Annotated in this window: 9 protein-coding genes; 6 read left to right on the top strand and 3 right to left on the bottom strand. The window is 65.7% G+C overall.

What is annotated here, in order from left to right; all coding sequences use genetic code 11:
- Positions 1–224: 224 nt before the first annotated feature.
- Positions 225–1,544, bottom strand: coding sequence for an extracellular solute-binding protein (locus F4X41_05795; GenBank protein ID MYB16531.1), 1,320 nt, complete (start codon positions 1,542–1,544; stop codon positions 225–227).
- 126 nt (positions 1,545–1,670) lie between these two features.
- Between F4X41_05795 and lon the strand changes: the two genes are divergently transcribed.
- The 6 genes from lon to F4X41_05765 all read left to right on the top strand — a co-directional run bounded on the left by lon (position 1,671) and on the right by F4X41_05765 (position 10,389).
- Complete coding sequence (lon, locus tag F4X41_05790) at positions 1,671–4,046, top strand: endopeptidase La (GenBank protein MYB16530.1); 2,376 nt, start codon at positions 1,671–1,673, stop codon at positions 4,044–4,046.
- A gap of 64 nt (positions 4,047–4,110) precedes the next feature.
- The gene (gene dnaK / locus F4X41_05785) at positions 4,111–6,021 is read left to right on the top strand and encodes a molecular chaperone DnaK (protein MYB16529.1); all 1,911 of its coding nucleotides are present in this window, start codon (positions 4,111–4,113) and stop codon (positions 6,019–6,021) included.
- Positions 6,018–6,512 carry a nucleotide exchange factor GrpE gene (locus F4X41_05780; GenBank protein MYB16528.1) on the top strand — a complete coding sequence of 165 codons (495 nt, stop codon included), beginning with the start codon at positions 6,018–6,020 and terminating at the stop codon, positions 6,510–6,512. Before dnaK ends, F4X41_05780 begins: the two co-directional genes overlap by 4 nt.
- A complete protein-coding gene (locus F4X41_05775) occupies positions 6,437–7,465 on the top strand; it encodes a J domain-containing protein (protein MYB16527.1) in 1,029 nt (342 codons plus the stop codon). The genes F4X41_05780 and F4X41_05775 overlap by 76 nt, the downstream gene beginning before the upstream one ends.
- Positions 7,455–7,856 (top strand): MerR family transcriptional regulator, encoded by a 402-nt coding sequence (locus F4X41_05770; GenBank protein MYB16526.1) that lies wholly within the window; start codon positions 7,455–7,457, stop codon positions 7,854–7,856. Before F4X41_05775 ends, F4X41_05770 begins: the two co-directional genes overlap by 11 nt.
- 58 nt (positions 7,857–7,914) lie before the next feature.
- Complete coding sequence (locus F4X41_05765; GenBank protein MYB16525.1) at positions 7,915–10,389, top strand: AAA domain-containing protein; 2,475 nt, start codon at positions 7,915–7,917, stop codon at positions 10,387–10,389.
- 26 nt (positions 10,390–10,415) lie between these two features.
- On the opposite strand, the gene F4X41_05760 is transcribed toward F4X41_05765, so the two are convergent.
- Entirely contained in the window at positions 10,416–10,868 is a 453-nt protein-coding gene (locus tag F4X41_05760; protein MYB16524.1) for a redoxin domain-containing protein, read from the bottom strand.
- Between the two features lie 70 nt (positions 10,869–10,938).
- Complete coding sequence (locus F4X41_05755; GenBank protein ID MYB16523.1) at positions 10,939–11,334, bottom strand: hypothetical protein; 396 nt, start codon at positions 11,332–11,334, stop codon at positions 10,939–10,941.
- Positions 11,335–11,534 lie beyond the last annotated feature (200 nt).

The raw sequence follows: 11,534 nt of genomic DNA, 5'->3' as shown, positions 1-11,534 counted from the left end.
AAATTGCGCCGAGCCGGGCGCGGCCGCGGGGTATACGTCCCGGCGTTGGGACATACTGGCGCCTGGTACGGGGGATATTGCAAGCCCCAACCGGTGAATTCGGCGGCCGGTGTGTTTTCGCAACCGGTGCCGGCAATACCCGCTCAGCGACCATCGCGTCAGCATCGGCCCCGGTGATTGCCGGTCCGGTCCAACCACAAGACCGTAGTCCGGGCCGGTTGCCGCTAGGAGTCGGTCGAGTCGCCGTAGGTGGCGGCGTCGGACCACATCTGCATTGCCGCGGCCACCGGTTCGGTCTGCCCCAGCACGGCGTCCATGACAAGCTCCTGACAGCGATGTTCCCACGGCTGGAACCAGGGTTGCCACAAGAAGTCGACCGGCGCCGCCTGCTCCAGGACTGAATTCAGGACCGCCGGATCCACCCAACGCCGAAAGTGCGCGCTGACCGAGGAATCTCTCAAGAGGCCGGGATAGGCGGGCGGCAGGCTGCCGGAAAGGGCGAAATGTCGCGGCCCCCAAAACTCGCCGGATTTGTCGATGGAACCCAGGTGGACCGCCAGTCGCGCCCCCGCCGGATGGGGTTGCGGGCGACTGGCGAGGGCAAAAGCCGGAGTCCAGCAGACGCTGCGCCGGCCCGGCCCGGATACGCCGGGAAGCGGGGCAAATGCGATCGGCGCCCCGGCCGACTGCAGACGCGGTCCGCTGTAGGCGCCCACTATTGCAAACGCACAGTCCCCATCCGCCAGGCGGTCGTAGTCGGGCCGTTCGATTCCGGGATCGAGGGTTCCGTCCTCGACCACCATCGCCCGGAGCGCATCCAGCACCGCCGCCGCCTCGGAGACGCCCGCCTCGGTCTGTTCAAACGACACCGCCGCCGCCTTGAGCAATCCCCACCAGGGCAGATTGGCGTTGGCCTTCGGCGCGAGGTTGATGCTGACGGGGCTGCGCAACGAATGTCGAGCCTGCAGTTCCCTGGCGAATCCGGCAAGTTCTTCGAGCGTCTCCGGCACCCTGCCGCCGACCCGGCCCAAGTGGGCCGAGTTGTAGGCCAGAAACATCGCGTCGTGATAGTGCGGGACTCCCCAAGGAACGCCGTCGGGGTCAAAGGTGCCCGCCCGCGCGCCGGCGTAGAGCAACGCCGGCAACTGTTCGAACAATTCGTCATTGCCGAAACCGGCCAGCAGGCCCGCGTGGCGCCAGCGGCCAATCTGGCCTTCCCGCACCCGGACCACGTCCGGCGCCGAGGCAGTCGCCAGCCGCGCCTCCAGGACCGCGGTGAAGTCGCCTTCGACCTTCTCCCAGCGCGCCAGCAGGCTGGGGTTCTGGCGGGTGAATTCCACCAGCACCGGTCGGGCGATCTCGGAATCGCCCGGAGAGGCGACCAGAAGCGGCGCAATGTTGGGGTCGCCGATGGTCGGCCCGGCGGGCTCCGGGGTTGGACCGGACGGCGCATCGGATACCGGCCGGCAGGCGGCGGGCAAAAGCCCTGCAAGCCCGGCGCCCAGCACCCGGCGACGTGTCAGCATCCGGTTTCGACGGATCATCGCGGGAATTTTATTGGCGCGCCAGCCGCTTAATCAACCGAATGTCATAAAAGTTGACATCTACACGCTCAACAAGTACACTATTTGCACAGTAAGAAAGTGATAGCCTCCCTGACTCCTGATTCGATGCCCCAAGACGCGCTGGAAGTTGACGCCGAGGGCGTCACCGGTGCGACCGAACTGCCGGTCGTGGTTCTATCCGAGCAGGTGGCGTTCCCGCGCATCTCGCAGCCGCTGCAGGTTACCGACCCGGCTTCATTGTGGGCTCTGGAGCGCCTACGCGACGGGGCTCAAAACGTGCTACTGCTGCAATCTGCCGGCGACGCCCAAGACGCCGACTTGTACACCGTCGGGACCGTTTGCGCGCTCGTCCGCCAATACCTGATCCCATCCGGCGGCTACTCGGCACTTTTCAAGGGCCAGGAACGGGCCCAGGTTCTGGCCACCGAGCGCGATGGCGACGGCCTGGTGGCGATGATCACGCCGCTGAACGAGTCGATGCGCAACGGTCCCGAACTGGAGGCACTGCGGCGCACGCTGTCGACGCAGATTCACGAGTACGCCGAAAAGAGCAACCAGGTGGCGCCCGAAGTCGTCTCGCTGGCCCGGCGGATTACCCATGCCGGATATCTGGCCGACTTGGCCGCCGCCAAGCTGGTCGAGGATCCCGAGCACCAGCAGCAATTGCTGGAAGAACTCGACGTATACGAGCGAATGTTCGCGGTCACCGCTCTCCTGAACGGTTGGATCCGCACGCTGGACGTGCGTTCCTCGATCCAGAGCCAGATCCAGGAGGGCATCGAATCCGCGCAACGGAATTTCTACCTGAAAGAGCAGCTTCGCACGATTCAGCGCGAGTTGGGCATCGCCAACGCGGTTGGTGACGAACGCGAGGAACTGCTGGAGGCAATCGCCGGTTCAAACATGCCGGAAACAGTCCGCGTCCGCGCGACCAAGGAGATCGAAAGGCTGGAAGGGATATCGCCGGCCTCGCCCGAACTGGCGGTCGTGCGCAATTACATCGACACCCTCCTGGACCTCCCGTGGCCACCGGCCCAGAGCCGGCGGCGGCGGGTCGGGCTGAAGTCCGCGCGCCGGGTCCTTGACCGCCACCACTTCGGATTGGAGAAGGTCAAGAAACGGGTTGTCGAGTACCTCGCGGTCCGATCCCTGACCGACGAATCGCAGAGCCCAATCCTCTGCCTAGTGGGGCCCCCGGGAGTCGGCAAGACCAGCCTGGGGCGCGCGATCGCGCAGGCGGTGCGTCGTCGCTACATCCGGGTTTCATTGGGCGGCGTCCGCGACGAGGCCGAAATCCGCGGTCACCGGCGCACCTATGTGGGCGCCTTGCCGGGCCGGATCATCCAGGGCATGGCGCGCGCCGGAGCGGTCGACCCGGTTTTCGTGCTTGACGAGGTCGACAAGATCGGGCGCGACTTCCGCGGCGACCCGTCGTCGGCGCTGTTGGAGGCGCTTGACCCGGAGCACAACCGCAACTTTTCCGATCACTACCTGGAAGTTGGCTACGACCTCTCGAAAGTCATGTTCCTGCTGACCGCCAACAACGAATGGGGTATCCCTCCCACACTGCGCGACCGGCTCGAAATAATCCGCCTGGAAGGCTATACCGCCCGCGAAAAGATGGCGATTGCCAAGGGCCACCTGGTCCCGCGCCAGCTCAAGGATCACGGCCTGGCCGCGTCCGGCAAGACCCGCCTGCGATTCAGCGACGAGGCCCTGGCCGCGATCGTGCAGCGCTACACCCGCGAAGCGGGCGTACGCGAGCTGGAGCGCCGGATCGCGGCGGTCTGCCGCAAGGTCGCGCGCCGCCGCGCGGCCAGCGAACCGGCCCACCGCGTGGTGCGGATCGCCGACTTGCGCGAACTGCTGGGGCCGGCGCCGTACACGGACCGCGGCGAAGACACGAGCGACCGCGTCGGCGTTGTAAACGGTCTGGCGGTGACCGCCCACGGCGGGGAATTGCTCCCGGTTGAGGCCGCCTGGTCGCGCGGCAAGCGCGAATTCCTCTGCACCGGCAATCTGGGCGACGTCATGACTGAATCTGCCCACGCGGCGCTTTCATACGTGACCCGGCATGCCGGCAGGCTCGGATTCCAGCCCAACGTGCTCACCGACGCGTTCGTGCACCTGCACGTGCCGGAAGGCGCGGTCCCCAAGGACGGTCCTTCGGCCGGCATTGCGATGGGAACCGCGTTGGCGTCGGCGTTTCTGGGCCGCAGCGTACGCGGCGACCTGGCCATGACCGGCGAGGTGACCATCCAAGGCCGGGTGCTGCCGATCGGCGGCGTAAAGGAAAAGGTGCTTGCGGCGCAGCGCCATGGAATTCGGGAGGTAATCCTGCCTTCCGAGAACCGCTCCGAAGTCGGCGAAATCCCGGCCGACGTGCGCCGCAAATTCAAGTTCACGTTCGTCGATTCGATGGACCAAGTCCTGGCGGCGGCATTGAGTTCGTCGCCGTATTCGGATCGCCGCACCCATTGACCAAAGTCCAAACCCTGTCCCTTCGGCCAAGACCAAGAGGACGCATCAGAAAGGCACCTAGCAGATGGCCAAAGTTGTCGGAATAGACCTGGGCACCACCAACTCGGTGGTCGCGTTCATGGAAGCCGGGCAACCGACCGTAATCACCAACGTGGAGGGGGCCCGGACCACGCCGTCGGTGGTGGCCTATTCCAAGAACGGCGAACGCCTCGTCGGACAGCTGGCCCGACGCCAGAGCGTGCTGAATCCGGCCAACACCATTTACTCGGCCAAGCGATTCGTCGGACGCCGCTTCGACGAAGTTGACTCCGAGCGTGAACAGGTCTCGTTCGAGATCGTTGACGGCAAGGGTAACGAGGCCCGAATTCGGATCCCGCAGCTAAACAGCGACGTGACTCCCGAAGAGATCTCGGCGATGGTCCTGCAGAAGCTGAAGGCCGACGCCGAGGAGTATCTGGGCGAGGAGGTCAAGCAGGCGGTGATCACGGTCCCGGCGTACTTCAACGACAGTCAGCGCCAGGCGACCAAGAATGCCGGCACCATCGCCGGGCTGGACGTGCTGCGGATCATCAACGAACCGACTGCAGCCTCGCTGGCTTACGGTCTTGAGAAGAAGTCCGCCGAAACCATCTTGGTCTGGGACCTTGGCGGCGGGACTTTTGACGTGTCGGTGCTCGAGGTCGGCGACGGAGTCTTTGAGGTCAAGGCCACCAACGGTGATACCCACCTTGGTGGCGACGACTACGACCAGCGCATCGTCGCCCACCTCGTCGACGAGTTCAAGCGCGATCAAGGGATTGACCTGCGCTCGGACCCGCAGGCCCTGCAGCGCCTGGTGGAAGCGGCCGAAAAAGCAAAGATCGAACTCTCCACGACCCCGCAAACCGAGATCAACCTTCCGTTCATCACCGCCGACCAGACCGGTCCCAAGCACCTTGCGGTTACCCTGCGCCGGTCGCGCTTTGAGGAGTTGGTCGGCGATCTCAACCGCCGCATGGTGGATCCGTTTCGCAAGGTACTGCGCGACGCCGGGATCACCCCCGAGCAGGTCGACGAAATCGTCATGGTGGGCGGATCCACGCGCATGCCGGCGGTCCAAGACCTGGTCAAGGAACTCACCGGCAAAGAGCCCAATCGATCAGTCAATCCCGACGAGGTCGTCGCGATCGGGGCCGCGATCCAGGCCGGAATAATCACCGGCGATGTCCGCGACGTGGTCCTGCTCGACGTGACGCCGCTTTCGCTGGGTCTGGAGACGCTGGGATCGGTGAAGACGACCCTGATCGAGCGCAACACCACGATCCCGACTTCCAAGTCCGAGATCTTCTCGACCGCCGAGGACGGCCAGACCGCGGTCGACATCCACATCCTGCAGGGCGAGCGCGCCATGGCCGCCGACAACATGACCCTGGGCCGGTTCCGGCTCGAGGGGATTCCGCCGGCCCCGCGTGGAGTTCCGCAGATCGAGGTCACATTCGACATCGACGTGAACGGGATCGTAAACGTCAAGGCCAAGGACACCGGCACCGGCAAGGAGCAGAAAATCACGATTACGGCGTCGACCAACCTGGACAAGGACCAGATCGACGCCCTGGTGCAGGATGCCGAGCGACACGCCAGCGAGGACCGCGACCGACGCGAATTGGCCGATTTGCGAAATCAGGCCGACGCCGCCGCCTACCAAGTCGAGCGGCTGGTCAATGAGCACAGCGACCAGCTCTCGGACGAGGAAAAAAGCGAGATTGAGAGCCAGATAGCCGAGCTGCGCGGGCTGCTTGACCAGGACGCGCCCGATCTGGCCGAACTGCGCCGGCGCACCGAGGAGCTCAGCCAGCGCCAGCTGGAGATCGGCCAGCGCGTCTACCAGACTGGCGCCAACGGCCAGGCCGGTCCAGACGGTGCGGACGATGCCGCCGCCGATGCCGATGACGTCGTCGACGCGGAGTTCTCGGCAGCCGACGACGAAGGGAAGTGAGCGTGGTCTCCGAGTCCGCCCCCAGGCCGTCGCCGGAATCCCCCGACCACGCTTGCGGAGTCGATGAGCTGCAGAACCAGATCCTGCGGTTGCAGGCCGACCTGGAGAATCTGCGGCGGCGCTCGGAGCGTCGTCGCCAGGAAGCGGTAGCGGGTGCCCGGCAGGAATTGCTGTCCGGGTTGTTGCCGGTGCTAGACAACCTCGAGCGGGCGCTGCAGGCGGCTGCCGATCCGGACGATCAGCTCGCTGTCGGCATTGGAATGGTGCGCACCCAGTTGCTGGAAACTCTGGGCCGGGCCGGGTTGGAAGCCGTCCCGGCGGCGGGGCATTTCGACCCGCGATTGCACGAGGTGGTGGCCTGCCTGCCCAGCGACGAAGTTGACGAGGGCCAAATCGTGGCCGTGGTCCGGACTGGATACCGGGCCGACGGGGTCGTCCTGCGGCCCGCACAGGTCCAGGTGGCGGGACCGCCCCAGCAAGGCGGAACCTAACCGTGGAGTACCGCGATTACTACAAGATTCTTGAGCTCGACCGCTCGGCTGACGCCGACGCGATCAAACGCGCCTACCGGCGACTGGCGCGCAAGTACCACCCCGACGTCAATCCCGGGGACCCCAAGGCGGAGACCCGTTTCAAGGAAATCAACGAGGCCCACCAAGTCCTCTCCGATCCGGAGAAGAAGGCCCGCTACGACCGATTCGGTTCGGCCTACCGCCAGCACGGCTCGTTCGAGGCGGCCATGCGCCAGGCCGGTTTCGGGGGCCCCGGCTTCGGCGGGCACGGGCCGATGGGCGGCGCCGGGTTCTCCGATTTCTTCGAGCAGCTCTTCGGCAGTTTTGGCGCCGCCGCCGGCGCCCGGGGCACGCGCCAGTCCGCCGGGGCCCGCGCCGCCGACGTGGCGCACGAAGTCGACGTGACCCTGGAAGAGATCCTCAACGGTTCCCAGCGCATGATTTCGGTCCGGTCGCCGGACGGGATCGGTGGCACCGCCAACCGGCGCCTGCGGGTCAAGATTCCGCCCGGGGTCCGCCCCGGGGCGCGGATCCGCCTGGCCGGCGAAGGCGGCGTGCGTCCGGACGGCACTCGCGGCGATCTATTCCTGAAGGTCAGGGTGCTCGATCACCCCAGCATGCGCCGCAACGGGGTAAATCTCGAGACCGATATTTCAATCCCGATGACGGCGGCGGCCCTGGGCACGCGCGCAGTGGTGTCGACGCTGGGCGGCGAAAAGCTGCGGGTCCGGGTGCCGCCCGAGGTATCTCAGGGCGCGCGCCTGCGGCTGCGCGGCAAGGGGCTGCCGCAAATGGGCAAAGGCGAGCGGGGAGACCTGTTCGTGAAAGTGAACGTGACCACTCCCAAGGGGCTGGATGGCCAGCAGCGGGATCTGATCCGGGACCTGGCGAAGCTGCGCGGGGAGGATCTGGAGGCAAGCAATGGCAGATGACCGGCGCGGCCGGCGCGGGCCGCGCGACGACAACGACGTGAAAGGGTTCTTCATCGGGGTGGTCGCCAAGATGACCGGCACCCATCCGCAGACCCTGCGCCACTACGAGCGCGTCGGGCTGGTGAATCCCATTCGGTCCGACGGATCGGTGCGAATGTATTCGATGCGCGACGTGCAGCGCGTGCGGCGGATACGTGAATTGACCCAGGACGAGGGGGCCAACCTGTCGGGGGTCGAAATCATCCTCGAGCTGCACGACCGCGTCGAGGAGATGCGCCGCCGGCATCGGATCGAACTCGATGAGCAGGCCCTTGCCCATCGGCGCGAGGTCAACCAGCTTCACAACGAGATAGCGCGCCTCAAGCGGATCCTGCGGCGCGCCACGCAGTGACCGGGCCAATTAGCCGCGGGTGATTCAGAAAGTCCATTGAGTAAACGGGAATAGACAAATGACAGATGCCGGGTTTGGGCGGCTCACCGAAAAAGCCCAGGAAGTAATCGTCGGCGCGAATCAGATCATGAGCGACCTCGGACACACGCAGTTCGACGCCGAGCACATCCTCCTGGCGCTGCTTGAGACGCGCGAGTCTTCGGCGGTTCGGATCCTGCAGAGGATGCGCATTAACCCGGATTTCGTGCGCTCGCGGGTCAACGGGGTGCTGGATCGCAAGCCAAAGGTGGCTTCTGCCGAGCGCCGCTCTGATTCGGCCGTGGAACAGATATTCATCACGCCGCGCGCCAAGCAGCTGCTCGACCGCGCCGCCGCCGAGGCGGACAGCCTGCGCGACAGTTACATTTCGACCGAACACCTATTTCTGGCCATCCTGGCCCTGCGCGATGCCGACGCGGCCAAGATACTGCTTGAACTGGGTTGCACCCGGCAGAAGACTCTGGCCGCGATTCGCGAAATCCGCGGTTCTCAGGACGCCTCGTCCAAGACCGCCGAATCCCGCTACGCCGCGCTGGACCGCTACAGCACCGACCTCACCGCCCTGGCCCGGCGCGGCCAAATCGACCCGGTCGTGGGTCGCGAGGTCGAAATCGACCGCGTCATGCGGATCCTCTCGCGCCGGACCAAGAACAACCCAGTCCTGATCGGGGAACCGGGGGTGGGCAAGACCGCGATCGTCGAGGGCCTGGCCCAGCGCATCGTCGACGGCCACGTTCCCGAACTGCTGGCCAGTCGGCGCGTACTCGCCCTAGACATCGGCCAGATGCTGGCCGGTTCCAAGTTCCGCGGCGAGTTCGAAGACCGGCTCAAGTCGGTCATCGAAGAGGTGATCAATTCGCGCGGCAACATCATCCTGTTCATCGACGAACTGCACAACGTCGTTGGGGCCGGTTCGGCTGAAGGCGCGATCGACGCCGCAAATCTGCTCAAGCCCGCTCTGGCGCGCGGTGAGCTGCAGGCCGTGGGAGCGACCACGCTGGATGAATTCCGGCGCCACATCGAGCGCGACAAGGCCCTGGCGCGCCGCTTCCAGCAGGTCTACGTCGACCAGCCGGACGTTGACGGAACGGTCGACATCCTGCGCGGCCTGCGACCCAAGTACGAGAACCATCACCGACTCAAGATCTCCGATGACGCGCTAGAGCAGGCGGCGCGGCTCTCCAACCGCTACATAACCGACCGGTTCCTGCCGGACAAGGCGATCGACCTGATGGACGAAGCGGCGGCGAAATTGCGCCTGCAGATCTTCAATATGCCGGAAGACCTGCACGCGCTTGATGGGCGTTTGCGCGAACTGGAGGGTTTGGAGGAGGAGGCCTGGCAAAACCGCGAGTACGAGTCGGCCGCCAATTACAAGTCCGAATCGATCCGGTTGCGCGACGAACTGACCGAAAAACGGGCCGGTTGGTTAAGCGAACACAACATCTCCGAGACCGTAGGGGCGGACGACATCGCCTCGGTAGTGTCCGAGGCGACCGGGGTTCCGGTGGCGGCGATGCTGGAGGGCGATATGCAAAAGCTCCTGCGCATCGAGGAGGAGATCCATCGCCGCCTGATCGGCCAGGACGAGGCCGTCACCGCCGTCGCCGATGCCCTGCGCCGTTCACGCTCCGGGCTCTCCGATCCCAATCGGCCGATGGGCTCGTTCATATTCCTGGGGCCGACCGGCGTGGGCAAGACCGAGCTTTCCCGGCAGCTGGCGCAGTTCATGTTCGACGACCCTGACGCGATGGTCCGCGTGGACATGACCGAATACGGCGAGCGCCACACCGTCTCCCGCCTGATCGGCGCTCCGCCCGGGTACGTCGGCTACGGGGAGGGTGGTCAGCTTTCCGAGACCGTTCGGCGTCGGCCCTACCAAGTCATCCTTTTTGACGAGATCGAGAAGGCCCACCCCGAGGTAATCAATACCTTGCTGCAGGTGCTCGACGCCGGTCGGCTGACCGACGGCCAGGGCCGAACGGTCGATTTCCGCAACACCATCCTGATCATGACCTCCAACGTCGGGGCGGCCGATCTGGTCCGGCGCGATCGGGTCGGATTCGGAACCGAAACCGACGGCGAAGGCCCCGATCACGCGGAAATGCGGACCTCCCTGCTGGGCCGGCTCCGCCGGCACTTCCCTCCGGAGTTCCTGAACCGAATCGACGAGGTGATCATCTTCCGCTCGCTGACCCGGGCCGAGGTTGGCTCGGTGATCGACGTGCAACTGGGCGACCTGCGCGAGCGCCTGGCGTCCCAGGGAGTCGAACTGGAGATCTCTGCGGCGGCCCGCGAATTGCTGCTGGAAGAAGGTTGGGATCCGGAATACGGTGCCCGTCCGATGGCCCGGACGATCAGGCGCAGGATCGAGAACCCGGCCGCCAGAATGCTTCTCGGAGGCGAGCTGGCTCCCGATCAGGAGCTACTCGTCGACGCCGAGTCCGGCCGCTTCAAATACCTGGCCCGCCAGCGGGCCGGCGCGGCCGTCTAACCGGGCCGCCGCCAAACCGGAAAAATCTAGCCGAGGGCGGCCAGCGCCTCTTCCTCGTCGCGGCGGTCGGGGGCCGGATTGTGGACCTTGTAGACGATCCGGCCATCCTCGTCGATTACCACCGTCACGCGTTCATTGAAACCGGTCTCGCTGTTGTAGGCCCCGTAGGCTTCGCCGGCGGCGTGGTCAGGGAAGTCCGAGAGCAGCGTAATTGAATCGTCGAGTCCGATCGCGTCGGCGAACGCCCCGACGGCGAAGAAGCTGTCGACCGATACGCCCAGAACCCTGGCCCCGGCGGCCTTGATGCGGTCGGCCTTGGCGTTGTAATCGGTCAATTCGTTCTGGCAGATCCCCGAAAAAGCGAGCGGATAGAAGACCACTATCACCTTCTGGCCCTTGAAGTCGGACAGCCGCACCGTATCGCCGGCGCCGTTGAGGAGTTCGAAATCGGGGGCCAGGTCACCGACATTTAAAGACATAATTCCAACCTTGAATTCCGGGTGCGGGTTCGCTCGCTGGCCAGAATTCTATGCCGCTGCCCGCTTGCCGTCAGTAGTGATCGGCCTCCCAGAGGACCCAGCCGTCCTCAGGGAAAACGGCCTCCAGCTGCGCGCGCGAGTCAACTCGCAAATTACCTTTTTGCAGCGCCGCGGCGCTGCCCGGGCAGCCGAACACGAGCGCCAGGAACTCGCCTTCCGAAAGGTCCACCACCGGTGCGTCTTCGACTGCCGGTCCGAAGACCGCCTGGGCCGAAGGGAAGCTGAGCGAGCGCACCTGGCCGGCGACATTCAAATTAACGGGCGGCGAGGTGACCGCGACTGTGCGGCGTCGCAGGGATAGGTGCGGGCCGACCGCGGCCAGCAGGCCGTCCAGGTTGTTGATCCGAAACATCAGCCCTTCACCGCGCCGGATCTCCACCGCGGTCAGCTGTTCGATCCCGCGCACGAACGGTGCCCTCGGGGAAACCCGGCCCCTGACCTGACCCAATCCGTCGGCGTGGGCCTGCTGCAGCAGGCGGGCCGCGCCGGCGCGGCCGCCCCCGCGGCCCCGGGCCCCCGGGGGGCGGCCCGGGCGGGCCGGGGGCTAGCGCCCGGAAGGCACAAAAGCCAGGGACTTATAAACATCAGAAACGGCCCACGGAAATA

Source organism: Chloroflexota bacterium, from assembly GCA_009840625.1.
Classification (GTDB): Bacteria; Chloroflexota; UBA11872; order UBA11872; family VXNJ01; genus VXNJ01.
This window is presented reverse-complemented; position numbering and strand designations above follow the sequence as displayed.